The sequence below is a fragment of the Streptomyces kanasensis genome (assembly GCF_043077165.1).
Taxonomy (GTDB): Bacteria; Actinomycetota; Actinomycetes; order Streptomycetales; family Streptomycetaceae; genus Streptomyces; species Streptomyces changanensis.
The window spans coordinates 113,463-138,017 of sequence record NZ_JBIBSF010000012.1 but is presented as its reverse complement, the minus strand read 5'-3'; the positions used below and the strand labels follow the sequence as shown (position 1 = coordinate 138,017).

Below are 24,555 nucleotides of genomic sequence, written 5' to 3'. Positions count from 1 at the left end.
CGGGCCCCTGCCGGGGGCCGCTTCGTAGCGGGCAACCGCGCCGGGCCGCCCGCCATTCCCCCGACGGCGTCCGCCGTGCCGGACCCCGGTGGGCGCCGGCGGGAACGGGCGGGCCGGGAGGAGGAATGTCTTCCCCTCACACTCGGATAGTGTAACTATCTGTTTGTAGGTAGTGCCGCTATCCATTCGTTGCTCGCCGAGGAGTCCCGTCATGCCCACGATCCCCTGGACCACGCCCACCACCCCGCCGTCGAGCGGCCCGGCCTACGTCATGGCCTCGCGCTTCGAGGTGCGCTCCCTGACGGACGTGCCGCGCTTCCTCCTCCGGTCGTTCGCCGCCTGGCGCCAGGTCGCCACCGCCCCCGGTGCCTACGGGGCCTCGCTCGTCGCCCGGCCGCTGCGGCGGACCTTCTACACCCTCTCCGCCTGGCAGGACCGCGACGCCCTGTACGCCTACGCCCGTGCCGAGCCCCACAGGACGATCATGAAGGAGCTGCGCTCCACGACCCGGGACTCCGCCTTCACCTTCTGGGAGACGACCACCGACGCACTGCCGGTCCACTGGGACGAGGCGTGGCGGCGCCTGGCGGAGGACGCCACCCCCGGCGGCCGGTGAACCACCCCGTAGGGTGGCGGGATGCAGGAGCAGTACCGCACGGTGGCCCGCGAGGGCGTGCACGAGACCGAGATCAACCGGTCGCGCTTCCTCTGCGCGCTCGCCCCCGCCGCGACCGAGCGCGAGGCGCAGGACTTCGTCGCCCGCGTCCGCCGGGAGCACCCCACCGCCACCCACAACTGCTTCGCGTACGTCATCGGCGCCGACGCCGCCGTCCAGCGGGCCAGTGACGACGGCGAGCCCGGCGGCACCGCCGGCGCGCCGATGCTCCAGATGCTCCTGCGGCGCGACGTCCGGTACGCCGTCGCCGTCGTCACCCGGTACTACGGCGGAGTGAAGCTCGGCGCCGGCGGGCTGATCCGTGCCTACGGCGGGGTCGTCGGTGAGGCGCTCGACGAGCTCGGCACCGTCACGCGCCGCCGCTACCGGCTCGCCACGGTCACCGTCGACCACCAGCGCGCCGGCAAGCTCCAGAACGACCTGCGGGCCGCCGGCCGGGCCGTCCGCGACGTCCGGTACGCCGACGCCGTCCGCATCGGGGTCGGCCTGCCGGACGCGGACGTCGACGCCTTCCGTGGCTGGCTGGCCGACGCGACGGCAGGCACCGCCGTCCTGGAGCTCGGCGGCGAGGCGTACGGCGCGGACTGACCCCGACCGGCCCCGCCCGCTCCCGACCCGTACGCCCACGCAGGCACCGCCCCCCGGACCCGTACCGCCCCCGCCGGCACCGCCCCATGCCTCCACCGCTCGGCCACTCAGGGTCCCGACAGGGCCCCGACCCGCTCCCACCACCGCGGTCGTTCCCCGGGCCCGGCCACGGCGCCACCGGCCGGAGGCGGCGGCCGGGCGGCGGCGAGGCCGGGCGGCGGCGGTGGCCCGGCGACGGCGAGGTCCGGAGGCCCGACGGCCGGAGCCACCCCCGGCGGATGGCAGACTTGCCTACCGGCCCGGGTGGCGGACGAGTGGGACGGATGGGGGCGGAGCGGCACCGTGAGACTTCTGCACACCTCGGACTGGCACCTCGGCCGGTCCTTCCACCGCGTGAGCCTCCTCGACGCCCAAGCCGCCTTCCTCGACCACCTCCTCGCCACGGTCCGCGAGCACGCCGTGGACGCGGTCCTCGTGGCCGGCGACGTCTACGACCGCGCCGTACCGCCGCTCGCCGCCGTCGAACTCTTCGACACCGCCCTGCACCGGCTCGCGGACGCCGGCGTCCCCACCGTGATGATCTCCGGCAACCACGACTCGGCCCGCCGCCTCGGCGTGGCCTCCGGCCTCATCCGGCGCGCCGGCATCCACCTGCGCACCGATCCCGCCGGCATCGGCACGCCCGTCCTGCTGCCCGACCCGCCCCACGGCGACGTCGCCTGCTACGGGCTGCCCTACCTCGAACCGGCCCTGGCCCGCGACCCGCTCGGCGCGGCCGCCACGAGTCACCGCGCCGTCCTCGCCGCCGCCATGGACCGCGTCCGCGCCGACCTCGCCGGCCGCCCCGCCGGCACCCGCTCCGTCGTCCTCGCGCACGCCTTCGTCGCGGGCGGCGAGGCCAGCGACAGCGAACGCGACATCACCGTCGGCGGCGTCGCCGCGGTCCCGGCGGAGGTCTTCGACGGCGTCGACTACGTCGCCCTGGGCCACCTGCACGGCGCACAGGCCCTCACCGACCGCGTCCGCTACTCCGGCTCGCCCCTCGCGTACTCCTTCTCCGAATGGCGGCACCGCAAGACCACCTGGCTCGTCGACCTCGCCCCCGACGGCGGCGTCACCGCCGAGCGGGTCGACTGCCCCGTACCGCGTCCCCTCGCCCGCCTGCGCGGACGGCTCGACGACCTCCTCGCCGACCCGGCGCTCGCCCGGTACGAGGACGCGTGGGTCGAGGCCACCCTCACCGACCCCGCCCGCCCCGCCGACCCCATGGCGCGGCTCGCCGAACGCTTCCCCCACACGCTCGGCCTCGTCTTCGACCCCGAGCGCACCGAGGGCGACGACGGACCGCCCTCGTACGCCCTGCGGCTGCGCGGGCGCACCGACCAGCAGATCGCGGAGGACTTCGTGGCCCACGTCCGCGGCGGCGCCGCACCCGACGCGCACGAGCGCGCGGCGCTGCACGGCGCCTTCGCCGACGTCCGCGCCGACGCGTCCGTACGCGAGCGCGAGGTGGGCGGGTGAGGCTCCACCGGCTCCGCGTCACCGGCTTCGGCCCCTTCGGCACCGCGCAGGAAGTCGACTTCGACGCCCTCTCCGCCGCCGGCCTGTTCCTCCTCCACGGCCCGACCGGCGCGGGGAAGACCTCCGTCCTCGACGCCGTCTGCTTCGCCCTGTACGGCTCCGTGCCCGGCGCCCGGCAGGCCCCCGGCGCCACGCTGCGCAGCGACCACGCCGCGCCCGGCACCGCCACCGAGGTGCTCCTCGACCTCACCGTCGCCGGCCGCCGGCTGGAGATCACCCGCCGGCCCGCCCAGCCCCGCCCCAAGAAGCGCGGTACCGGCTTCACCACCGAGAAGGCGCAGTCCTGGCTGCGCGAGTACGACCCCGCGACGGGCACCTGGAGCGGCCTCAGCCGCTCGCACCAGGAGATCGGCGAGGAGGTCGCCCAGCTCATCGGCATGAGCCGCGACCAGTTCTGCCAGGTCGTCCTGCTGCCCCAGGGCGACTTCTCCCGCTTCCTGCGCGCCGACGCCGAAGCCCGCGGCAAGCTCCTCGGCCGCCTCTTCGACACCCGCCGCTTCGCCGCCGTCGAGGAACGCCTCGCCGACCTGCGCCGCGCCGCCGAACAGCGGGTGCGCGACGGCGACCAGCGGCTGCTCGCCCTGGCCCACCGGATGGCGCAGGCCGCGGGGGACGCCGCGGGCGACTGGCCCGCGCCGGCCGGCGCGCCCGGGGAGCCCGGACTCGCCGAGGCCGTCCTCGGCTGGGCCGCGGTCGCCCGCTCGGGCGCCCGGGAGGCGCTCGACACCGCCGACCTCGCGCTCACCGCCGCCGAGTCCCGGCAGGCCGCCGCCCGCCTGGCGCTCGACGCCTGCCGGGACCGCGCCGCCCGCCGCGCCCGGTACGAGGACGCCCGCCGCCGCTCCGCCGACCTCGACGCGCGCCGGCCCGAGCGGGACGCCTGGCAGGCCCGGCTCGACGAGGCGCGCCGGGCCGAGCGCGTCGCCGGACCGCTCGCCCTGCGCGACGCCGCCCGGCGCGACCACGACGAGGCCGACGCCGCGCACGCGCGGGCCCTGGCCGTCCTCCCCGCCGACCTGGCCGGGGCGGACGCCGACCGGCTGACCGCCCTCGAACAGGCACACCGCCAGGAGCTCGGCACCCTCGATGCCGCCCGCCGCGCCGAGGAGCGGGTCGTGCTCCTCACCCGCGAGCGCGCCGACCTCGACCGGCAGGCGCGCGCCGACGACGAGACCCTCCACGAGGCCGCCGCCTGGCTGGCCGACTGGGACGCGACCCGCCGCGCCCTGGCCGACCGCGTCGACGCCGCCCGCGAGGCCGCCACCCGCGCCGAGCACCTCGCCGGTCGGCTCGCACCGGCCCGCCGCCGACTGGCCGCCGCCCGCCGCCGCGACGCCCTCGCCCGGGACGCGGCAGCCGCCGAAACCGGCCTCACCGCCGCCAGGGACCGGGCCAACACGGCCCACGAGACCTGGCTCGACCTGCGCGAACGCCGCCTGCGGGGCATCGCCGCGGAACTCGCCGAGCACCTCGCGGACGGCGCTCCCTGCGCCGTCTGCGGCTCCGCCGACCACCCGCGCCCCGCCCGACCCACCGCCGACCACGTCGACCGCGCGGCCGAGGCGGCGGCCTACGAGGCGCACACACGCGCCGCCGATTCCCGCGCCGCCGCCGAACGCGAACTGGTCGCCCTCGCTGAGGCCCTGGCCGCCGCGGCCGCCGAGGCGGCGGACCCGGACGGCGCCGAACAGGGCCCCGGGGACCCGGCCGCCCGCCCCACCGTGCCCCGCCCCGCCGCGTCCCCCGAGGCGACCGCGGCGCCCCGGCCGCCCGAAGCAGCCGCAGCGCCCGGCGCCTCCGGCGTCGGCTCCGACTCCGCGTCCTCGTCGGCGCCCCCCGCGCCCGGGACCGGGTCGGCGGCCGCGTCCGGGTCCGGGGCCGCCTCGGGGCCCGGGTCCGGGAGCGGGTCGGCCGTCGCCGTCCTCGCCGTCGCCGGGCCGACCGCCGCCGAACTGGCCGACGTCGTCGCCGACCTGGAGCGGCGGCACGCCGAGGCGTACGAGCTGGCCGCCGCCGCCCACCCCGCCCGGGAAGCCCTCGAACGGGCCGAGCGGGAGCACACGCGGCGCCTCGACGAGCACCGGCAGGCGGAGGTGCGGGCCGCCGCCAGGGCGTCACGCCGTGAAGCGCTCGACCAGGAGCAGGCCGCCCTGGAGGCGGAGCTCGCCCGGATCCTCGGCAACGGGCGCGACACGGTCGCGCGGCGCCAGGCCGCGCTGGAGCGCCGCATCGCCGCCCTCGCCGCGGCCGCCGGCGCCGTACGCGCCGCCGAATCCGCCGCCAGGCGGTTCGAGGAGGCGGACGAGCGGCTCGCCGACGCCGCCCACCGGGCCGGCTTCGCCACCCCGCGCGCCGCCGCGGACGCCCTCCTCGACGACGCCCGGCAGCGCGACCTCCAGCGCCGCGTCGACGCCTGGCAGGCCGAGGCCGCAGCCGTGGCCGACCGGCTCGCCGAGGACGGCGCACGCGCCGCCGCCGAGGGCCCGCCCCCCGACGTGCCCGCCGCCCTCGCCGCCCAGGACGCCGCCGAACGCGCCGTCCGGGCCGCCGCCACCGCCCGGGCGGCGCACCGCGAACGGTGCGCCGAGCTGGACCGGCTGTCCGCCCGCGTGGTGGAGGAGCTGCGCCGACTGGGTCCGCTGCGTACCGAGTACGACCGGGTCGCCCGGCTCGCCGCGCTGACCGCCGGCACGTCCGCCGAGAACGAGCGGCGGATGCGTCTGGAGTCGTACGTCCTCGCCGCCCGGCTCGAACAGGTCGCGGCCGCCGCGACCGAGCGCCTCCAGCGAATGTCGTCGGGCCGCTACACGCTCGTCCACTCCGACGCGCGCTCCGGTGGCCGGCGCGCCGGCCTGGGACTGCACGTCGTCGACGCCTGGACGGGCAGCGAACGCGACACGGCGACGCTCTCCGGCGGGGAGACGTTCTTCGCGTCGCTCGCCCTCGCGCTCGGCCTCGCCGACGTCGTCACCGACGAGGCGGGCGGCGTCCGCCTCGACACCCTCTTCATCGACGAGGGGTTCGGCAGCCTCGACGAACAGACCCTCGACGAGGTGCTGGACGTCCTCGATTCGCTGCGCGAACGGGACCGCCGCGTCGGCATCGTCAGCCATGTCCCCGACCTGCGCCGCCGCGTTCCCGCACAGCTGGAGGTCGTCAAGGGCCGCGACGGCTCCCGGGTCCGGCTGCGGGCCGGGACGGGCCTCAGCGGCTGACGGGACGGCGCCGCAGCGGTGACGAGTACACGACGCTCGTCGTCACCGAGCCGAGGGCGCCGACCTTGCCGGCCACCTGCTCCAGGTGCGCCATCGAACGGGCCGCGACCTTCAGCACGAAGCAGTCGTCCCCCGTGACGTGGTGCGCCTCCAGGACCTCCGGCGTCGTCGCCAGCAGGTCGTGGAACGGCTTGTAGTTCCCGTGCGGGTAGCGCAACCGTACGAAGGCCAGGATGGGGAGGCCCAGCCGCTCGTGGTCCACGACCGCCGTGTAGCCGGCGATGATCCCGGCCTCCTCCATCCGGCGGACCCGCTCGGTCACGGCGCTCGCCGACATCGACACGGTCCGCGCCAGCTCCGCGAAGCTCGCCCGTCCCTCCTCCTGGAGGGCCTGGAGTATGCGCCAGTCCGTGGCGTCCGGTGAATGTTCCGTCATGGACGAGGAATAGCAGGGGATTCCCCGGCGGTTCAAGGGCCGGGCCGGGGATCGTCACTTCACCGGAATGATCGTCGACCGTAGATTCCTTGCCATGACCACCTCCACGGACCCCGCGGCGACCACCACGCACGCCGAGGACCCCGCGTCCCCCGCCGCCCCGTCCCCCGCCGCGTCCCCCGCCGCCGCCGTCAGCCCGGTGCTGCGCGTGCCGCCCGCCGCACCCTCCGCGGCGGCCGCCTACTTCGCCGCGAGCCTGGCCTTCCACACGGACGTCTCCGACGTCGCCGCCGCCCTCGCCGCCGACGGTGACCCCGGGTTCGTCGTGCTCGACTCGCGCTCCACCGAGGCGTGGGAGCAGGGGCACGTCCCCGGCGCCGTCCACCTCCCGACGGCCCTCGTCGCCGAGCACGCCGAACGGCTCCTCGACCGGGCCGTCCCGGTGGTCACCTACTGCTGGGGCCCCGGCTGCAACGGGGCCGCCCGCGCCGCCCTCGCCCTCGCCGAACGGGGCTTCCGGGTGAAGGAGATGCTCGGCGGCTTCGAGTACTGGGTCCGCGAGGGGTTCCCGTACGAGACCCGGGAGGGCCGGCGCCACCGGGAGGCCGACCCCCTCACCGCACCCGTCGCCGCGGACGCCTGCGGCTGCTGACCCCGCCCGCGCCCGCGGCCCCGCCCGCGCCCGCGGCTCGGGCCGGGGCGGCGGGCCGGGCGGGGCGCCTCCGACACGCGGCCGGGCGCGGGCCGGGCCGTGACGTGGCAGCGCCCCGCCCGCGGCCCCCGCCTGCGCGGCGTCAGAGTCGGGACAGCTCGTCCACCAGGTCGTCCAGGCCGAGGGGGCCCTGGGAGAGTGCCGCCATGTGCCACTTCTTCGCGTCGAACGCGGCGCCGTGGGCCCGGCGTGCGTTCTCCCGGCCCAGCAGCCAGGCCCGCTCGCCCAGCTTGTAGCCGATGGCCTGCGCCGGCATCGACAGGTAGCGGACCATCTCGCTCTCGACGAACTCCGGCGGCCGGCTGCTGTGCCGCTGGAAGAACTCCTGCGCGAGCTCCGGCGTCCACCGCTCACCGGGCCGGTACGGCGAGTGCGCGGGGATGTCCAGCCCGAGGTGCATGCCGATGTCGACGATCACCCGGCACGCCCGCATCATCTGCGCGTCGAGGTAGCCGAGCCGCCGCTCCGGGTCGGGGAGGAAGCCCAGCTCGTCCATGAGCCGCTCCGCGTACAGCGCCCAGCCCTCCGCGTTGGCGCTGACCATGCCGACCGTCGCCTGGTAGCGGGAGAGCCGGTCCGCCACGTGCGCCCACTGAGCCAGCTGGAGGTGGTGCCCCGGCACGCCCTCGTGGTACCAGGTGGAGACCAGGTCGTACACGGGGAAGCGCGTCTCGCCGTTGACGGGGAGCCAGGTCCGGCCGGGCCGGGAGAAGTCCTCCGACGGGCCCGTGTAGTACGGCGCCGCCGCGCTGCCCGGGGGCGCGATGCGCGACTCGACGCGCCGGACCCGCTCGGCGAGTTCGAAGTGCGTGCCGTCGAGGGCGTCGATCGCCTCGTCCATGAGCCGCTGGAGCCAGACCCGGGCCTCCTCCGCGCCCTCGATGTGCGTCCCGTGCTCGTCGAGGTGGGCCAGCGCCTCCCACGGGCCGGCGCCCGGCAGGATCTTGGCGGCCTCCTTCTCCATCTCGCCGAGGATCCGGTGGTACTCGTCCCAGCCGTAGGCGTACGCCTCGTCCAGGTCGAAGTCGGTGCCGTTGTGGTACCGGGACCAACAGGCGTACCGCTCGCGGCCCACCGTGTCCGGCGCGTCCGCCACGGCGGGGGCGTACACGTCGCGCATCCAGTCCCGCAGCCCGGCGACCGCCGCGGTGGCGCCGCGCGCCGCCACGTCCAGCTCCCGGCGCAGCGCGGACGGCCCGGCCGCGGCGAACTCCTCGAACCAGCCGCGGGCACCCTCGGCGCTGCCGGCCCACTTGCCCAGCTGGTCCACGAAGGTGGCCGTGGCGCGCGGTCCGCCCGGCAGCCCGCGGTCCAGCCCCAGCGCGAGGGACTCCCGGTACCCGTCGAGCGCGGCCGGAACGGCGCGCAGCCGCTCCGCGACGGCCCCCCAGTCCTCGTCCGTCTCCGTCGGCATCACCGTGAACGCCATCCGCACGCTGTGCGCGGGGGAGCGGAGGTTGCTGACGGTGCGCAGGCCCTCCTGTGCCTCGTGGACGGCCAGTTCGGCGGTGAGGCGCTCCCGCAGGAGCCGCCCACAGCGGCGTTCGGCGTCTCCTGCGGCCCCCGGCAGGAGCTCCGCCGCGTCGAGTCGGGCGAGCGTCTCGCGGGCCAGGACGGCCAGTTCCTCCTGGCCGGCGGGGGAGAAGTCGGGGAGGAGCGCGGAGCACTCCCGCACGCCCAGGTACGTGCCGGTGACCGGGTCGAGGGCGACGAGGGCGTCCACGAAGGCGTCCGCGACCTGTCGCGGAAGAGCGCTGCTGGGGGTATCTGGCATGCCCCCATCCTGGTACGCGGCCGCCGCCCGCGTCACCTCATTCGATCACAGTCGGCTGACAAACGAGCGACCCTCGCGCACCCCGGTCGCGCGGTGCGCCGCGCCGGACCGCCGGGGGGTGGAGGGGCGTCGGTGCGTCCGCCGCGGCGCGGCGCCGGGACCGGGCGCGCCGGGGGTCGGCGCGACCTGTGACGGAGCCGGGCCGGACCGTCCCGCCGGCCGGGTGCCGGGCCGGCGGGACGGGGGCGGCCCGGCCGTCCCGGCGTGTGGCGGGCGGGCCGCCGGCCGGGTGGGGCGGAGGTGCGGCCCGGTTCGCGGGGTGGCCGACTTTGGCCGGATCGTGTCCCTCCCGCAGGACGGGAATCAGGGCCGGGGCCGGTGCGGGGCGCTCTGACCGGCGGGACCCTGCCCGGCGGACCGCTCGGCGTACGGACCGCGGCGATCGTGGTCCCCGGCCGACTTGTGACGTTCGGCGTGCAGGGTGTGCAGCCGGGCGGTGATCACCAGGGTGCCTTCCTCGATCTGGTAGTCGAGCGGCAGGTTCAGCGCGCGCATCGCGGCGACCATGCCCGTGTTGGACGACTGGGTGACCGCGTACACGCTGTCGCACCCGGCGTCCACGGCGAGGCCCACCAGGCGGCGCAGGAGCTCCGAGCCGATGCCGCGGCGCTGCCAGTCGTCCTCGACGAGCAGGGCGACCTCGGTCTCGTCGCCGTCCCACAGCAGGTGCCCCAGGGCGACGAGCCGGCCGGACGCGGACCGGACGGCGAGCGTCTGCCCGAAGCGCGGGCTGAGGAGGTGGCCGAGGTAGCGGTCGGCGTCGGCGACGGGGCCGTGGTACCGCAGCCCGAGGGTGCGCTCGGAGCAGCGGTCGTGCATGGCGCGCGCGGCCTCCAGGTCGTCCTGGTCGGCGCGGCGGACGGTGATCTCGCCACCCTCGGGCAGCGTCAGGACGTCCTGGCTGCGCGGCACCCGCGGCCCGAGCCGCGCGTCCAGCTCGACGAGGGCGCGGGCGCGGGCGAACTCGCTCGGCGTGAACGGCAGGTAGGGGCGCTCGACGGTGAGCACGCCGCCGTACGGGTCGCGCAGCAGCATGACCGTGTCGCCCTGTTCCAACGCGCCCTCCACCGGTGCGGTGCGCTCGCTGGGGCGGCCGGTCGGGGAGACGGCCGGGTGGGAGCGGATGGCGCAGCGGCCCAGCAACTGTCGCAGCGCGAGGGGGAGTTCGGCGGCATCGAGGGCGGTGCGGGTGGCGAGGGTGAGGACCCGGGTGGGGGAGTCGACCAGGTCGTGGGCGTCGGCCCGTTCGACCCAGGTGTGCGCGCCGCCCGCCGCGGCGACCCGGCGGGTCAGTTCGGCCGGCTGCAGCGGCTCGGGGGCGCGCAGCAGGAACTCGTCGACCGTGCCGTCGGCCAGGGGGTGGGTCTGCAGGGTGAGGATGTCGACCCGCAGCTCCGCGAGGGCGGCGCACAGGACGGCCAGGCTGCCGGGCGCGTCGCGGACGGTGGTCCGCATCCGCCACAGGACGGTCTCCTCCGTCCCGCGGACCGTCCCTGTGACGGTTCCCGTTCCTGTGGCTGCGACCGTGGTTGCGGCCGTGGTGGGCGGGGTGGTCGTGGCGGGTGGTGTGGGAGGGGCATGGCTGTGCCGCCGCGCCCACCAGGTGTGGAAGGCGGCCGTGGCCACCAGGGCCACCGCGGAGACGACCAGCAGGTACGGCCCGTCCGGACCGTGCGCGATGGTGTTCGCGATCGCGTCCGCGACCGCCACGGCGGTGAAGAGGGCGGCCAGCTCGACGAGGTCCCGCCGCCAGTGGTGCTGACGGCGGGTACGCTGCGCGGGAGCGGGGGCGACGGTCGTCGCGGGGGTCGTGTCGGTCATGGCAGCACTCTCGCGCAGTGGTGTTGCGCGATCACGAACGCTTTGTGACTGCCTGGTTAAGCATGGATCTGCATGTTTAATGGTTGATTTTTGCAGTTTGCGGCTCTGTCGATCGACGCGCCGGTCGTTGTTCCGCTATCCCCAGTGCCGCCGCGAGCCGTCTCGCCTGGACGACGAGCCGCGAGGACCCCCGCCGCGCCGCCGTCCCGGCCAGCCCCTCCGGCGGCCCGCCGGGAAGGTGCCGGGCGTCACCGCACCGCTCGGCGCAGTCCGCGGCCACCGCCAGCACCTCGCCCAGACCGCGCGGCGGTTCACCACCGGTGAGGAGCGGCGCCAGCGCGGCCGCGAGTACCGTCCACACCGTCGCGTACGCGCCCGTCGCCGCGGCGGTGCGCACGGCGTCGGCCAGCCGGTTCACCTTCACCGTGCCGAGGCGGACCAGCTCCGCCAGGTCCCGGCCGAGGCGGGCGGGGTCCAGTTCCCCGCGCGTCGCCAGCACCAGCAGCGCGTCGACGGCGGCGAGCCGGTCCTCCGAGTGCCGCGCGCCGAGCCCGCACGCCAGCACGAGGTGCAGTGAGGGGCCCGCCTCACCGCCCGCCTCGGCGAGGGCCGGCAGGAACCGCGCGCCGTCCCGCCCCTCGTCGTCGACGGCGCGCGTGACCTGCGGCAGCAGCCACGTCGCGAGCGTCTCCCGGTCCTCGGGCAGCACCGTCAACAGGTGCCCGCTCACCGTCCCCCAGCAGTGGCAGCCGTCGTCCGTACCCGCGAAGGGTCGCGCCAGGGCCCGCAGCCCCGGCGGGAACCACTGCCGCATCCCGGGCGGCTCCGGCGTCGTCACGGCCGCGCGGACCACGGGCGGGCGGCCCGCGTTCCGCGCCCGGGCGTCCCGCGCGGCCTCGACGACCACGCGGGTGCCCGGGCCGTACCCCGGCCGGCCTTCCAGCAGGGCGGCGCCGAGGCGCTCTCCCGCCGGGGTGCCCAGCGCCGCCGCCGCCTCAGCGGCCGCGGCCGTCCCCGGGCCCCTCCGCTCGACGCGCAGCAACGCCTGCGCGAGGTCGCACTCCGCGGGCCGCACGTCCAGCCGCCGGTACTCCGCCAGCCGCGCGACCAGCTCGGCGGCGTCCACCGCCCCCGTGTGCCAGGTGGGCGTGGCCAGCAGGAAGGGCAGCGGCTCGGTCCGCACCCGCAGTGCCACCTCCTGCGCCCGCGCGAGCCGGACGTGCGCGAGGCGGTCGTGGACGCACGCCTCCGGTGCCGCCTCCCGCCGCAGCGCGCGGCGCAGGTCCCCGGGGTCGACCCGGCCCAGCAGCGCGGCCAGGACGAGGTGCAGCCCGTCCAGCCGCTGCGGGCCGAGCCGCGTCTCGTCGCGCCACCACACGCCCGGCAGGAGCGCCGACACCGCCTCGCGCAGCGCGTCAGGGTCCGCGTGGGCGTGGCGTACGAGCCCGTCGAGCACCCGCTCGTCGTCGATCGGGTCCGGCTCGCCGGGGCGGAGCGCCACGGCCAGGTCCCGGACCAGCTCCGGCAGCGTCCCCGCGGCCGGGGCCACGCGCTGCCGCTCCGGGGCGGGCGGCAGCAGCTCCTCGTACGGGCCGTCCGCACCGGCCTGCTCGGGCAGCCCCCCGAACACCTCCGCCGCCAGGTCCCGGTGCACGGGGCTCAGCAACTCGACGGCGGTACCGACCAGGACGGCGCGCACGTCCGCGTCCACCGCGCCGAGGTGCCGGCCCACCAGCTTCACCGCCCGCTCCTGCAGGTCGGTGTCCTCGTGCCCGAACAGCTCGGCCACCACGGGCAGCAACTCCCCGGCCGCGCCGGGGTCGTCCCGCATGATCCGGCCGAGCAGCGACAGTTGGGCGCGCACCAGCTTCTTCTCCGTGCGGAACAGGACCGAGGCGGACGCCTCGGCGGCCTGCCGCACCGGCAGGTGACCGGACGCGGCCAGCCGGGACAGCACCTCCAGGGCGTACCCCGCCACCGTCGACGGGGCGTCCGCCGCCAGCGCAGCCCAGTCGGCCGCGCGCGCCCGCTCCTCGTCCGCCGTGAGCTCCAGGGCCGACAGCAGCCCGAGGAAGAACCGCACGTCGCCCTGCCGGCCGCCGCGCAGCAGCCGCGACACGCACCCGTCCACCAGGACCGGCCGGGTGACGGTGCCCGCGGCGGGCAGCGCCACGAGCGCCTCCGTCCAGTCCTTGCGCCACACCAGGCCCTCGGCCGCCTCCGCCGTCTCGAACAGCCGGGGCACCAGCTCCGGCGCCTGCGGGTCGGACACCAGGTCCGGCCGCGCCCCGCGCCGCGACAGCGAGTCCACCCAGCCGTGCACGTAGCCGTCCGTCTTCGGCACCGCGCACCCCGCGCGCCGCACCAGCTCGCGGATGAGGGAGTAGTCGTCCCGCGCCGTGGCCGAGCGGCCCGCGAGCCGGTGCGCCAGGTCACCCAGCCACGCCGGGTCCCGGTCGGCCACCGCCTCCAGCACCTGCTCGTGGGGGACCGGTACCCACCGCCGGAGGTCGCGGGCGGCGATCCACGCGCCCGCCGCGGCCGCGTCGCCGTGGCAGGCGGCACCCGCCACGAGGAGGGCCCGCTGGACGGCGCACCCCTCGTCCCAGCGGCCCCAGCCCCAGTCGCGCACCTCCGCGCGCAGTGCGTTCAACCCGCCCAGCGCGGCCGCCCGGTCCGCCGGGGCGAGCCCCCTCACGAGCCCGGGCACGTCCCGGAACCGGCCCTGTCGCACCGCGTCCAGCAGCTCCGTCACCGCACACCCCCGCCGACCGTCGTACCGCGGCGCGCCGGCCGCGCCGCGAACGCGTGCCCCCGGGGGCCGTGCCCGGCCCGGTGCCCCGCCCCCCACCGGCACGTGCGGCCGGAGACGCCGTCCGCCTCCCGCACCCGGTGGCGGCGCTCGCCCACGGCGGCGTCGGCCACGGCGAGCGGCGCCCGCGCCGGTGTCCGAGGAGGCGTCAGCCGGCCGGAGGAGAAGCGGGGGCGCGCCCCGGCGCCGGCGGTCCCGTGCGGGATGAGCCCGCCCGACGTCTCCGGAAGGAGTGATCGCCCCGGGCGTGAGGAGTCCGGGACGGGCGGGCGTGCGTGGGCGAGTGCCCGAACGGATCGCGTCATGTCTCCGACGGTAGGCCCCACCACTGACAGCGCCGCCCGGGCGCCAACCACCCCCCGCCCGGCGGCCCGTGGCACCGGCCGGACCCGCGGCCGAGGACATCCGACCGCCCACGGACCCCGCCTCCCGTACGACCGGAGAGGGACGGGAGACCGGCGACCGGGACCGGCGACCGAAGACCGACGAACCAAGACCGGCGACCGAGGACCGGCCACCGAAGACCGGCCACCGAAGACCGGCCACCGAAGACCGAGGACCGGCGACCGAGGACCGGCCACCGAAGACCGAGGACCGGCGACCGGAGACGGGCGACCGGCGGCCGAGGCCGAAGGGCCGATCGACCGGCCGCCCGCCCGCGGCCTACGCTCCCACCACGCCCCCCACCCCGCCGGCGCGGACCGGCACACCAGGAGGAACCCGTGTCCGTCCACGCCCGCACCCACGTCCGCGTCGCCCGCCCGTCGCGCGACCTGGCGGCCGCCGAGCGGTTCTGGACCGACGGGCTCGGCCTGCGGGTCGTGTACCGCAAGCCCGCGGACGGCGAGCCCGGCGCCCACGACCTGCTGATGCTCGGCCTGCCCGGGGCCTCCTGGCACCTCGAACTGGTCGGCGCCCCCGACCGCCACGCCGAGGCGCGCCCCACCGACGAGGACCTCCTCGTCCTGTACCTGGAGGAGCCCGTCCCCGGCGACCTCGTCGCCCGTCTGGAGGCGCACGGGGGCCGCCGCGTCACCTCCCCCAACCCGTACTGGAACGAGTGGGGCGTGACCGTCGAGGACCCGGACGGCTACCGGCTCGTCCTGTGCGAGCGCGCCTGGACCAACACCCCCGGCGCCCCGTAGGGCCGGCCAGGGAAGCGGCGTCGGCCGCCCGCCGGGCCACGCGGGCCCGTCCGTACCGGTCTAAGGGGCGCCCGGCCCCGTCCCGCGCACGGCTTCCGCGAGGGTGCGGACGCCGCGCGCGATGTCCGCCGGGGCCAGGTGCGCGTACCCCAGCACCAACGCCACACCGCCCCGGCCCGCGCCTCCGCCCGCAGCACGGGCCGGGCGTCCGCAGGCGTCGTCCCGGTCCGCGCCGTAGTCGGTGAGGGTGTGCAGCCCGACGCCCGCCGCGGCCGCCCGCTCAAGGAGCACGGGCGCCGGCCCGTACCGCGCCGGTACGCGCGCGATGATGTGCAGGCCCGCGGCGATGCCGCTGACCTCCGTGCCCGGCAGGTCCGCCGCCAGTGCGCGCACCAGGGCGTCCCGTCGCTCGCGGTACGCGCTGCGGCACCGCCGCAGGTGCCGGTCGTAGCCGCCGCGCGTGACGAAGTCCGCCAGCACCGCCTGGTCGAGCACCGGATAGCCGAGGTCCGCCATCCGCTTCCGCTCGACCACGGCCTCCGCCAGGGACTCCGGCAGCAGCAGCCATCCCAGCCGCAGCCCCGGGGCGAGCGACTTGCTCACCGAGCCGGTGTAGACGACCCGCTCCGGGTCGAGTCCCTGCAGCGCGCCGACGGGCTCCCGGTCGTAGCGGAAGTCGCCGTCGTAGTCGTCCTCGACCACCCACCCGTCCACCCCGCGCGCCCAGTCGAGCAGGGCGGCCCGCCGCCCCGCCGAGTACCCGATCCCCAGCGGGAACTGGTGCGCCGGTGTCGTCACGACCGCCCGGACGCCCGAGGCGGCCAGCGCCGCCGGCTCCGGCCCCTCGGAGTCCAGCGGCACCCCGACGGCGCGCAGCCCGACCGCCGCGAAGAGCGTGCCGTGGTTGGGGCTGCCCGGGTCCTCCACCGCCACCGACCGCTCACCGCGTTCCCGCAGGACTGCCCCCACCAGCGTCAGCGCCTGCGCCACGCCCGCGCACACCACCAGCCGCTCCGGGTCCGCCACCACGCCCCGCCGCCGGGTGAGGAGAGCGGCCAGGGCGGTCCGCAGCTCCGGCAGGCCGCGCGGGTCCGGATAGCCGAACTGCCGGTGCGCCAGCCCGCCCAGCGCCGTCTTGTACGCCGCGGCCCACGCCGCGCGCGGGAACAGCGACAGGTCCGGGACCCCCGGCCGGAAGTCCACGCGCACGCCGGGGGAGTGCGGTGCCAGGTCCCGCACGCCGCCCGGCGCGGCCGCGCGCACCGCGTCACCGACCCACGTCCCCGCCCCCCGGGCGCTGTGCAGGTACCCCTCGGCGGTCAGCTGCTCGTACGCCTCCGTCACCAGCCCGCGCGACACCCCCAGTTCGGCCGCCAGCTCCCGGGTCGACGGCAGGCGCGTGCCGGCCGCGAGCCGCCCGGAGCGCACCGCGCCGCGCAGGGACTCCTGGAGGGCGCGGCCCCGTCGCCGGGTCGGCGCGGCCGCCGCCGGGGCCAGCAACTCCCATGTTCCGCCGCCCTCTTCGCGTACCGACATGACCGGGACCCTACAAGGCGGCGGGCCGGCGGGCGTTGTCAGTGCCGCGCACTAGGTTGCGGAGCAGAAAGTGGTCCCCGAAGAAAGGAGGAAAGTGGTCCTCAAGCAGGACAACCACGTTCCCTAGCGTCGACGTCATGACCACCTCACGGAGCGGCGCCCTCCTCGCAGCCTTCGCCTGCGTCCTCGTCGGCGCCTCCTTCACCGCCAACAGCGTCCTCGGCTCCTACCCGTACGCGGGCGGTCAGGCCCTCCGGTACGGGCTCGCCTGCCTGCTCCTCCTGCCCCTGCTGGGCCGTGGCGGACTGGCGCCCCTGCGCGCCCTGTCCGCCGCCTCGTGGGTCCGCCTCGCCGCCCTGGCCGCCATCGGCATGGTCGGCTTCAACCTCGCGGTGCTCGCCGCCGAGCGCACCGCGGAACCCGCCGTGCCGGGCGTCCTCGTCGGCTGCGCGCCCGTCGTGGTCGCCGTCCTGGTACCGCTCCTGGACGGCCGCAGGCCCACGCGGCCCGTCCTGTACGGATCGGTGCTGGTCGCCGTCGGCGCCCTCACCGTGCAGGGGTGGGGGCGCACCGACGCGGCCGGCGTGCTCTTCTCGGTGTGCGCCCTCGCCGGCGAGGTGGGCTTCGCGGTGCTGGCCGTCCCGGTCCTGAAGCCGCTGGGCCCGAGGCTGCTGGCGGCGACGGTGTGCGGGGTCGCCGCCGTGGAGTCCGCCCTGCTCGCGGCGGTCACCGGCGGGGCGGACGCCCTGCGGCTCCCCGTCCCGGCGGAGGCGGTGGCGCTGCTGTGGCAGGCCGTCGTCGTCACGGTCGTCGGCTTCGTCTGCTGGTACATGGGCGTGCAGCGGATCGGCGCCGAGCGGGCGACGCTCTTCTCCGGTCTGATCCCGGTGTCCGCCGCGCTCACCGCGCCGCTGGTGGCCGCGGGCTCGTACGGACCGGCCCAGGCGGTGGGCAGCGCCCTCGTGGGCGCCGGGGTGGCGTTCGGCTCCGGGGTGCTCACGGGTGTCGTCCCGCGCGGTCTGTCAGGGGTGCGCCGGATCCTCCGCGGCCGGGGTGCCGGGAGCCGTGGCGCCGGGAGCACGGCCGGCGCCGCGGCCGGGGTCGGCCCGGCGGCCGGCCCGGCCGCCGCTGCCGTCCAGGACGACGCGCGCGACGAGCGCCGGGTCGTCGTGCATGGGCACGTGCCCGCACCCCGGCAGCCGCACCAGACGGGCCCCGGGCAGCACGCCCCGCGCGCGGACGCCCTGCCGCGGCAGTAGCAGGCGGTCCCGCGTGCCCCAGGCGATCGTCACGGGCACGCCGGGCACGTCCTCCCGGTACGGCACGCCCCGCCCGGCCGCCAGCGTCTGCTCGAAGCCGGCGGCCGAACGCAGTGCCAGCGTCTCGGCGACCACCGCTTCCGGCGAGCGGCGGGCGGGCCGGGCGTAGACGGCGCCGGTCAGCGCCACCCGCCCGGCGGCCGACCGCGACAACCGCTCGATGAGCGGCACCGGCAGCGCGCGGGAGCCCAGCCGCATCGCCCGGAGGGTCGCGAACGCGTACCTCCGCTCGCCCTCCGACCAGAATCCGGCCGGCGACAGCGCCGTGACCGACCGGGCGAGCCCGGCCCGGCCCATCTCCAGCGCCAGCAGGCCGCCCAGGGAGTTGCCCGCCACGTGCGGACGGTCGACCCCCAGCGCCGCGCAGAGAGCCCCCAGGGCCGGCACGACCGTCGCCGCCTCGTACGCGAGCCCGTCGGGCAGCGCCCCCGACGCCCCGAACCCGGGCAGATCCGCGGCGATCACGTCCCGCTCGCCCGCCAGGACGTCCAGCACCGGCTCCCACGCCTGCCAGTGGTGCCCTATCCCGTGCAGCAGCAGGAGCGGTTCCCCTCCGCCCCTGCGCTCGTACCGCACGGACAGCGCACGCGGCCCCCGCGGCGTGTCCACCGTGAACGAGACCTCCGCGGCCATGTCGCCCTCCCTGCCGTCCGTCGGGCCGGGCCCGCGGACGCTCGCCCGCCGCGCCCCGGCCGATGCCCGCCCCGCTTCGCGCGGACAGCTTGTCAGCCGCGATTACCGGGCGGTAGCCCCGTGTTCGGCCGAAGCTCGGCCACGCCCCGCCGCCGCGTTCCCCGCTTCGGCCACGATTGGTCTTGACCAAGCGGGTGCCCCGTCCTATGGTCGCAGGGATAGTGCAGGGTCCTTTAATAAACAAGGCCGAGGAAAAAGTCGTCCGGTACACGGCGATCGCGGAGGATCAGGGTGGGGACCACGCAGCTGGAAGCGGTGCCGGAGCCCAAGTACTGGCACCTGAAGACCGTGCTCGGCGAGGCGCTCGACTCCGAGTTCCAGGTCGGGGAGATCCTCCCCAACGAGCGCGAGCTCGCCGCGCGCTTCGGCGTCGCGCGCGCCACGCTCCGCCAGGCTCTCGAACAGCTGGAGCTGGAGGGCCGCCTGCAGCGCCGCCGCGGCGTCGGCACGACCGTCGCCCCGCCGCGCGTAGGCGTCGACGTCTCCACCGCCCGGCACCGCTGGCCCGCCGCGGGCGACGACAACTGGCAGGCCGTCGACTGCGCCGCCGCCGAGCCGCCCGTCGCCGTCCTGCGCCTCCTGGACGCCGAGTCCGACGCCGGTACCGGTGCCGCGCACGTCGACCGTCCCGTGTACGTGGTCCGCAGGCTGCGGGCGACGCACGGCCAGGCCGTCGCGGCGGAGCAGCTGTACGTGCCCGCCTCCTCGGTGCCCGGCCTGGTGGTGCCCGGGACGCAGAGCGGCACCGCCCTGGCGCACCGCGTACTGCGGGAGTTGGAGCGGCTGCCCCTGGAGGGCCAGGACCGCGCCGTCGAGCTGGGCTCGGCCCGCGCGGACGACGCCAAGGAGCTCGACCGCCTCCCCGGCGCGCCGGTCCTCGTCGTCACCACGCGGTACCTCTCCGGCGGCCGTACCGCCGCGGTCTCCGTCGCCACCTACCGCGCCGACACCTGCCGCCTGACCTTCGGCGACGCGGGCGACCTCCGGATCGCCTCCTGAACCACGCCTGAGGGGCCCTTCCGAGCCAGCTCAAGGGCCTTCCCGCCCGGTCCCTGGAAACCCACGTCCGAGGGGCCGCTTGCCCCGGGCCCGACCCATGGGCGACGCCGTGCGACTCCGGCCCGGCCCGGGACGCCCGTGCGTCCCGCCGGGCCGTTCCGCGGTCACCGCTGACACCACCGCCAGGTCGCCGGTGCGGTCAGCGCCGGGCGGTGACCGTGCCCTCCACGGCGAACAACTGCTCCTCCACGTGGTCCAGGGCCAGGCGCAGCGCGCCCGTCGCCACGGCCGCCTCGCCCAGCAGCGACAGCGCCACGCGCGGCGGCCGCAGGCAGAACCGCGCCAATTCCTCCCGCAGCGGCGGCAGGACCCCGTCCAGGCCGGCGGCCCAGCCGCCCACCACGACCAGCTCCGGGTCGAGCGCCAGCACCAGCGCGCCCACGTCGTGCACCAGCCGCTGCGTGAACCGGTCCACCGCCGCCAGCGCCCCGGCGTCGCCCCGCCGCGCCCGCGCGAACACCTCGGCCACCGCGTGCTCGTCCAGCGGGTGCAGCGGCTCGCCCGTCGTCGACAGCAGGGTCTCGGGGGTCGCGCCGCGCCCGAGCAGGTGCAGCGCGCCGATCTCCCCGGCCGCCCCGCCGAACCCCCGGTGCAGCCGCCCGCCGATCAGCGCCCCGGCGCCCGGGCTGAGTCCCGCCAGGACGAACACGACGTCGTCGGAGTCGATCGCGGCGCCCTTCCAGTGCTCGGCGACCGCCGCGGCGTTGGCGTCGTTCTCCACCAGCACCGGGCAGCGGAAGGACCGGCTCAACCGTTCGCCCAGGGCCAGCCCCGTCCACCCCGGCAGCGCCGTCCCCAGCCGCACCCTGCCGTCCGCCTCGACGATCCCGGGCGTGCCCACGCCGACCGCCCGCAGGGTGCCGCGCGCGACACCGGTGCGGCGCAGTACGTCGGCGACGGCCGCGCGGACCCGCTCCAGCCGCTCGTCGGCCGACGCGGTCTCGGACACCTCCCGCGTGCCCGCCCCGATGATCCGGCCGTCCAGTCCGGAGAGCAGCGCGGCCACCCGGTGGGGCCCGATCTCGATGCCCAGCAGGTGCCCCGCCTCGGCACGGAAGCGGAACCGGCGGGCCGGTCGGCCCTGGCGCCGTACCTCGCCCTCCTCGGGGCCCGCCTCGATGACGAGACCCGCTTCGATCAGCCCCTCGGTCACCCCCTCCACCGTCGGACGCGAGAGGCCCGTGAGACGCGTGAGGTCGGTCAGCGTGCGGGCGTCACCGCCGCGCAGTGCATGGAGTACCACCGCGGAGTTGATCCGCCGCAGCAGCGACGGGTCACCGCCGGTAAGTCGCCCCACCGTCTGTCCTCCCAGCTCGTGCCGCGTGTCTGCCGGATCGTACTCAATGCCGGGTGGAGCGGCGAGCGCGGGCCGTCCGCGCCGGGCGGCCCCGCCCGGCCGCCCGCGGACCGCGCCGGTGGTCGCACCGGCGGGCCCTCCCCGGCGGCCGGCTCCCGCGCCGTCCCACGGCACCCGACGCGCCGCCCCCGCGGAGCCCAGGCGTCGCCCGTGGTGCCGGGCGGCCGGGCCGGGCGAGCCGCGACCGTCCCGGCACGGAGCCACGCGCAAACACGCGGGCCACGCGTGGCGACGCGCAACCCCACGGGCCACGCGGACCACGTCGACCCCGCGGGAGAGGGCGGTACCGCGAGCGGGCCGGCCGGTGGGAGGGTCGCTGCGCGGGCCTCCTGACGCGCCGCCAATTGTCAGTGGGGGCCGGTTTACTGGAGTCATGACCACGGCCCGGCACCTGGCGACCATCGACCTGCTGCGCAGCCGCCCCTTCCCCGGGCGGCGCGGACGGTCGGACGCGGGCGACAGCGGCCCCGGCCACCACGTCGCCGAGCTCGCCACGAGCGAGGACTTCTGGGAGGACCCCGGCCGCGCCGAGGAGGTGGCGGAGCAGTACGAGGCGGAGCGCGACGCCCTCGCGGCCTGTCTGAGCGCGCGGTGGGGGGAGCCGCAGGTGTTCTCCCTCTGGTCGGTGTTCCTCCGGGGCGAGCAGGGCGAGGAGCTTTCCGAGCCATGGGCCGGGCTCGCCGCCCACGTCCCCGACGTCCACCTGTGGCGGGTGGACGGCCGATGGATAGCCCTCGGCGTCTCGCAGTGGGACCGTGAGCTGCCCTACCAGCTGCTCGCCGTCGTCACCGAGACCGATCCGCCGTAGCGGCGACGCGCAGCCGGGCGAACTCCTCCGCCATCGTCGCCGCCGTCCAATGCGCGTTGAGACCGCTGGGGTTGGGCAGCGCCCAGATCCGGGTGTCACCGATCGTCCGCTCCTGCGGTCCGATCACGGCCTTCGGCTCCCCGAAGGCGGTGCGGTAGGCGGTGATGCCGACGACCGCCAGCCAGCGCGGACGCAGCCGCTCCACCTTGGCGGTCAGGGTCCGGCCGCCCTCGCGGAACTCCTCCGCCGTCAACTCGTCCGCGCGGGCCGTAGCCCGGGCCACGACGTTGGTGATGCCCAGCCCGTACGCCAGGAGTTCGCGCTCCTCGGCCGGCACCAGCCGGCGCGGCGTGAACCCCGACAGGTGGAGCACGGGCCAGAAGCGGTTGCCGGGGCGGGCGAAGTGGTGGCCCGTCGCGGCCGACATCAGCCCCGGGTTGATGCCGCAGAAGAGCACGGACAGACCGCCCGCCACCACGTCGGGGACGACGCGGTCACGGGCGGCCTGGAGTTCCTCAGGTGTCATGCGGGACGTGTGCCCCGTGTCAGAGGATCGCACCGGGGACGTAACCGGCGGCCTCCGGGTGCCGCTTGGCGATCTCCTCGATCCGGGCGACCACCGCGCCGACCTGGTCGGCTGCGGCGCCCGTGAACGACAGCTTGTCCGCCATCGCCGCGTCCAGCTGCGCGCGGTCCAGCGGGATGCGGTCGTCGGCGGCGAGCTTGTCGAGCAGCTCGTTGCGCTCGGCGCCCTGCTCGCGCATGGCCAGCGCCGACGCGACGGCGTTCTCCTTGATGGCCTCGTGCGCCACCTCGCGGCCCACGCCGGCGCGCACCGACGCCATCAGCACCTTGGTGGTGGCGAGGAACGGCAGGTACCGGTCCAGCTCGCGGGCGACGACCGCGGGGAAGGCGCCGAACTCGTCGAGCACGGTCAGGAACGTCTCCAGCAGCCCGTCGAGCGCGAAGAACGCGTCGGGCAGCGCGACCCGGCGCACCACCGAGCAGGAGACGTCCCCCTCGTTCCACTGGTCGCCCGCCAGCTCGCCGGTCATCGACGCGTAACCGCGCAGGATGACCATGAGGCCGTTGACGCGCTCGCAGGAGCGGGTGTTCATCTTGTGCGGCATCGCGGAGGAACCGACCTGGCCGGGCTTGAAGCCCTCGGTGACCAGCTCGTGCCCGGCCATCAGCCGGATCGTCTTCGCCAGCGAGGACGGGGCGGCCGCCAGCTGCACCAGCGCGGTGACGACCTCGTAGTCCAGCGAACGGGGGTAGACCTGGCCGACCGAGGTGAAGGCGTGGGCGAAGCCCAGGTGCCCGGCGATCCGCTGCTCCAGCTCCGCCAGCTTCGACGCGTCGCCGCCGAGCAGGTCCAGCATGTCCTGCGCGGTGCCGACCGGCCCCTTGATGCCGCGCAGCGGATAGCGGCCCAGCAGCTCCTCCAGCCGCGCGTACGCGGTGAGCAGCTCGTCCGCCGCGGTCGCGAAGCGCTTGCCGAGGGTCGTGGCCTGCGCGGCGACGTTGTGCGAGCGGCCCGCCATGACCAGCTCGCCGTGCTCGCCGGCCAGCTTGCCGAGCCGGGCGAGGACCGCCACCGTGCGGTCGCGCACGAGCTCCAGGGAGAGCCGGACCTGGAGCTGCTCGACGTTCTCCGTCAGGTCGCGGGACGTCATGCCCTTGTGTACCTGCTCGTGGCCCGCGAGGTCGTTGAACTCCTCGATGCGGGCCTTCACGTCGTGCCGCGTCACCTTCTCCCGCTCGGCGATCGACGCCAGGTCGACCTGGTCGAGGACGCGCTCGTAGTCGGCGAGGGCGGCGTCCGGCACCTCGATCCCGAGGTCCTTCTGGGCGCGCAGCACGGCGAGCCACAGCCGGCGCTCCAGCTTCACCTTCTGCTCGGGGGACCAGAGGACGGCGAGCTCGGCGGAGGCGTAGCGGCCGGCGAGGACATTGGGGATACGAGGCTTTGCAGTCACGTGGACGGATTCTACTGGCGGTTCCTGCAGGTCGGCGCGGCGGCCCGGTTCGTGCCTTGCTACGAGACGCACGCCACCCCCCGTGCGCGCACCCCGGGCCCGCACGCCCCGCCTCCCCGGCACGCGCCCGTGCGCATGCGGTCACCGGGACCGCCGCCGCTGCCGCCGGGCGGCCCTACGCCGTCGGTTCCTCGAACGGCAGCAGGTCCGGGCGCTTCGCGGGCCGGCCGTCGCCGGAGGAGCGGCCCGTCAGCCGCCGGCCGATCCAGGGGCCGAGGTGCTGCCGCGCGAAGCGCAGGTCCGCACGCCGGCGGTCCGCCCACGGGCCCGGCAGGTCCGGCGGCAGCGGTACCCGCCAGTCCTCCGCGGCGTCGAGGCCGAGCGCCTGCCACACCGCCTCGGCGACCCGGCGGTGGCCCTCCGCCGTCAGGTGCAGCCGGTCCACGTCCCACATCCGCGGGTCGCCCATCACGTGCGCGCCGTACAGGTCCACCACCAGCGCGTCGTGCCGCGCGGCCAGGTCGTCGACGTGCTGGAACAGCTCCTCCATGCGCGGGCGGAACCGCTCCATGACCGGGCCGCGGCGGCCGGGGCTGCGCATCAGGACCAGCTGCTTGCACACCGGCGCCAGCCGCTCGACCGCCTCCTCCAGCAGCCCCCGCACGCGCCCCATGTCGCACTTCGGGCGCAGGGTGTCGTTCAGCCCGCCGACGAGGGTGATCACGTCGGCGCCCATCGCGGCCGCCGGCCCCACCTGCTCGGCGACGATCTGGCCGATCAGCTTCCCGCGGACCGCCAGGTTCGCGTAGCGGAACCCGGGCGTGCGGGCGGCGAGCCGGGCCGCGAGGAGGTCCGCCCACCCCCGGTAGGAGCCGTCGGGCAGCAGGTCCGACATGCCCTCGGTGAAGCTGTCGCCCACCGCGACAAAACTCGTGTACGTAGCATTCATCTCCATGGCGGAGCGATCGTACCGTCCGGACGGTG

Annotated in this window: 18 protein-coding genes and 1 pseudogene; 9 read left to right on the top strand and 10 right to left on the bottom strand. The window is 76.9% G+C overall.

Going from position 1 to position 24,555, the window contains the following annotated elements; genetic code table 11:
- Window positions 1-211 precede the first annotated feature (211 nt).
- From ACF053_RS26810 to ACF053_RS26795, 4 genes are all read left to right on the top strand, one after another.
- Complete coding sequence (locus ACF053_RS26810) at window positions 212-616, top strand: DUF3291 domain-containing protein (protein WP_391956340.1); 405 nt, start codon at window positions 212-214, stop codon at window positions 614-616.
- A 21-nt stretch (window positions 617-637) separates the two neighbouring features.
- A complete protein-coding gene (locus tag ACF053_RS26805; RefSeq protein WP_391956339.1) occupies window positions 638-1,264 on the top strand; it encodes a YigZ family protein in 627 nt (208 codons plus the stop codon).
- A 342-nt stretch (window positions 1,265-1,606) separates the two neighbouring features.
- Window positions 1,607-2,785 carry an exonuclease SbcCD subunit D gene (locus tag ACF053_RS26800; RefSeq protein WP_391956338.1) on the top strand — a complete coding sequence of 393 codons (1,179 nt, stop codon included), beginning with the start codon at window positions 1,607-1,609 and terminating at the stop codon, window positions 2,783-2,785.
- Window positions 2,782-6,060: an AAA family ATPase gene (locus tag ACF053_RS26795; protein ID WP_391956337.1), complete on the top strand. Its 3,279-nt coding sequence runs from the start codon at window positions 2,782-2,784 to the stop codon at window positions 6,058-6,060. Before ACF053_RS26800 ends, ACF053_RS26795 begins: the two co-directional genes overlap by 4 nt.
- Here ACF053_RS26795 and ACF053_RS26790 read toward each other — a convergent pair.
- Complete coding sequence (locus ACF053_RS26790; RefSeq protein WP_391956336.1) at window positions 6,050-6,496, bottom strand: Lrp/AsnC family transcriptional regulator; 447 nt, start codon at window positions 6,494-6,496, stop codon at window positions 6,050-6,052. The two genes, ACF053_RS26795 and ACF053_RS26790, sit on opposite strands and share 11 nt — an antisense overlap.
- A 94-nt stretch (window positions 6,497-6,590) precedes the next feature.
- Between ACF053_RS26790 and ACF053_RS26785 the strand changes: the two genes are divergently transcribed.
- Window positions 6,591-7,148 carry a rhodanese-like domain-containing protein gene (locus tag ACF053_RS26785; RefSeq protein WP_391956335.1) on the top strand — a complete coding sequence of 186 codons (558 nt, stop codon included), beginning with the start codon at window positions 6,591-6,593 and terminating at the stop codon, window positions 7,146-7,148.
- Between the two features lie 142 nt (window positions 7,149-7,290).
- Here ACF053_RS26785 and ACF053_RS26780 read toward each other — a convergent pair whose 3' ends face one another.
- From ACF053_RS26780 to ACF053_RS26770, 3 genes are all read right to left on the bottom strand, one after another.
- Entirely contained in the window at window positions 7,291-8,982 is a 1,692-nt protein-coding gene (locus tag ACF053_RS26780; RefSeq protein WP_391956334.1) for a DUF885 domain-containing protein, read from the bottom strand.
- A gap of 363 nt (window positions 8,983-9,345) precedes the next feature.
- A complete protein-coding gene (locus tag ACF053_RS26775) occupies window positions 9,346-10,863 on the bottom strand; it encodes a GNAT family N-acetyltransferase (RefSeq protein WP_391956333.1) in 1,518 nt (505 codons plus the stop codon).
- Between the two features lie 76 nt (window positions 10,864-10,939).
- On the bottom strand, window positions 10,940-13,618 hold the full coding sequence (locus ACF053_RS26770; protein WP_391956332.1) for a DUF7825 domain-containing protein: 2,679 nt from the start codon (window positions 13,616-13,618) through the stop codon (window positions 10,940-10,942).
- 779 nt (window positions 13,619-14,397) lie between these two features.
- On the opposite strand from ACF053_RS26770, the gene ACF053_RS26765 reads away from it, so the two are divergent.
- On the top strand, window positions 14,398-14,820 hold the full coding sequence (locus ACF053_RS26765) for a VOC family protein (protein ID WP_391956331.1): 423 nt from the start codon (window positions 14,398-14,400) through the stop codon (window positions 14,818-14,820).
- Between the two features lie 60 nt (window positions 14,821-14,880).
- On the opposite strand, the gene pdxR is transcribed toward ACF053_RS26765, so the two are convergent.
- The gene (gene pdxR, locus ACF053_RS26760; RefSeq protein ID WP_391956330.1) at window positions 14,881-16,356 is read right to left on the bottom strand and encodes a MocR-like pyridoxine biosynthesis transcription factor PdxR; all 1,476 of its coding nucleotides are present in this window, start codon (window positions 16,354-16,356) and stop codon (window positions 14,881-14,883) included.
- Between the two features lie 137 nt (window positions 16,357-16,493).
- Between pdxR and ACF053_RS26755 the strand changes: the two are divergent.
- Window positions 16,494-17,327: pseudogene (locus ACF053_RS26755) on the top strand (EamA family transporter); the annotation flags it as partial.
- A gap of 51 nt (window positions 17,328-17,378) precedes the next feature.
- Here the strand turns inward: ACF053_RS26755 and ACF053_RS26750 are convergent.
- On the bottom strand, window positions 17,379-18,308 hold the full coding sequence (locus tag ACF053_RS26750; protein ID WP_391956329.1) for an alpha/beta fold hydrolase: 930 nt from the start codon (window positions 18,306-18,308) through the stop codon (window positions 17,379-17,381).
- A gap of 291 nt (window positions 18,309-18,599) precedes the next feature.
- Here ACF053_RS26750 and ACF053_RS26745 point away from each other — a divergent pair, with 291 nt between their 5' ends.
- On the top strand, window positions 18,600-19,367 hold the full coding sequence (locus ACF053_RS26745; RefSeq protein WP_391956328.1) for a GntR family transcriptional regulator: 768 nt from the start codon (window positions 18,600-18,602) through the stop codon (window positions 19,365-19,367).
- A gap of 199 nt (window positions 19,368-19,566) precedes the next feature.
- On the opposite strand, the gene ACF053_RS26740 is transcribed toward ACF053_RS26745, so the two are convergent.
- Window positions 19,567-20,724: an ROK family protein gene (locus tag ACF053_RS26740; protein WP_391956327.1), complete on the bottom strand. Its 1,158-nt coding sequence runs from the start codon at window positions 20,722-20,724 to the stop codon at window positions 19,567-19,569.
- A gap of 433 nt (window positions 20,725-21,157) precedes the next feature.
- Here ACF053_RS26740 and ACF053_RS26735 point away from each other — a divergent pair, with 433 nt between their 5' ends.
- Window positions 21,158-21,592: a hypothetical protein gene (locus ACF053_RS26735; protein WP_391956326.1), complete on the top strand. Its 435-nt coding sequence runs from the start codon at window positions 21,158-21,160 to the stop codon at window positions 21,590-21,592.
- Here ACF053_RS26735 and mug read toward each other — a convergent pair.
- The 3 genes from mug to ACF053_RS26720 form a co-directional block, all read right to left on the bottom strand.
- Window positions 21,570-22,118, bottom strand: a complete 549-nt coding sequence (gene mug / locus ACF053_RS26730; RefSeq protein WP_391956325.1) for a G/U mismatch-specific DNA glycosylase — start codon at window positions 22,116-22,118, stop codon at window positions 21,570-21,572. The two genes, ACF053_RS26735 and mug, sit on opposite strands and share 23 nt — an antisense overlap.
- Before the next feature lie 19 nt (window positions 22,119-22,137).
- The gene (gene purB / locus ACF053_RS26725; RefSeq protein ID WP_058941272.1) at window positions 22,138-23,571 is read right to left on the bottom strand and encodes an adenylosuccinate lyase; all 1,434 of its coding nucleotides are present in this window, start codon (window positions 23,569-23,571) and stop codon (window positions 22,138-22,140) included.
- Window positions 23,572-23,746: 175 nt separating this feature from the next.
- Window positions 23,747-24,526: an SGNH/GDSL hydrolase family protein gene (locus tag ACF053_RS26720; RefSeq protein ID WP_391956324.1), complete on the bottom strand. Its 780-nt coding sequence runs from the start codon at window positions 24,524-24,526 to the stop codon at window positions 23,747-23,749.
- Between the last annotated feature and the right edge of the window lie 29 nt (window positions 24,527-24,555).

What these genes read in the sequence shown, in the direction of transcription:
- ACF053_RS26810 (WP_391956340.1), top strand. Translation starts at nt 212, where the DNA reads ATGCCCACGATCCCCTGGACCACGCCCACCACCCCGCCGTCGAGCGGC.
- ACF053_RS26805 (WP_391956339.1), top strand. Translation starts at nt 638, where the DNA reads ATGCAGGAGCAGTACCGCACGGTGGCCCGCGAGGGCGTGCACGAGACC.
- ACF053_RS26790 (WP_391956336.1), bottom strand. Translation starts at nt 6,496, where the DNA reads ATGACGGAACATTCACCGGACGCCACGGACTGGCGCATACTCCAGGCC.
- ACF053_RS26785 (WP_391956335.1), top strand. Translation starts at nt 6,591, where the DNA reads ATGACCACCTCCACGGACCCCGCGGCGACCACCACGCACGCCGAGGAC.
- ACF053_RS26780 (WP_391956334.1), bottom strand. Translation starts at nt 8,982, where the DNA reads ATGCCAGATACCCCCAGCAGCGCTCTTCCGCGACAGGTCGCGGACGCC.
- ACF053_RS26775 (WP_391956333.1), bottom strand. Translation starts at nt 10,863, where the DNA reads ATGACCGACACGACCCCCGCGACGACCGTCGCCCCCGCTCCCGCGCAG.
- pdxR (WP_391956330.1), bottom strand. Translation starts at nt 16,356, where the DNA reads ATGTCGGTACGCGAAGAGGGCGGCGGAACATGGGAGTTGCTGGCCCCG.
- ACF053_RS26750 (WP_391956329.1), bottom strand. Translation starts at nt 18,308, where the DNA reads ATGGCCGCGGAGGTCTCGTTCACGGTGGACACGCCGCGGGGGCCGCGT.
- ACF053_RS26735 (WP_391956326.1), top strand. Translation starts at nt 21,158, where the DNA reads ATGACCACGGCCCGGCACCTGGCGACCATCGACCTGCTGCGCAGCCGC.
- mug (WP_391956325.1), bottom strand. Translation starts at nt 22,118, where the DNA reads ATGACACCTGAGGAACTCCAGGCCGCCCGTGACCGCGTCGTCCCCGAC.
- ACF053_RS26720 (WP_391956324.1), bottom strand. Translation starts at nt 24,526, where the DNA reads ATGGAGATGAATGCTACGTACACGAGTTTTGTCGCGGTGGGCGACAGC.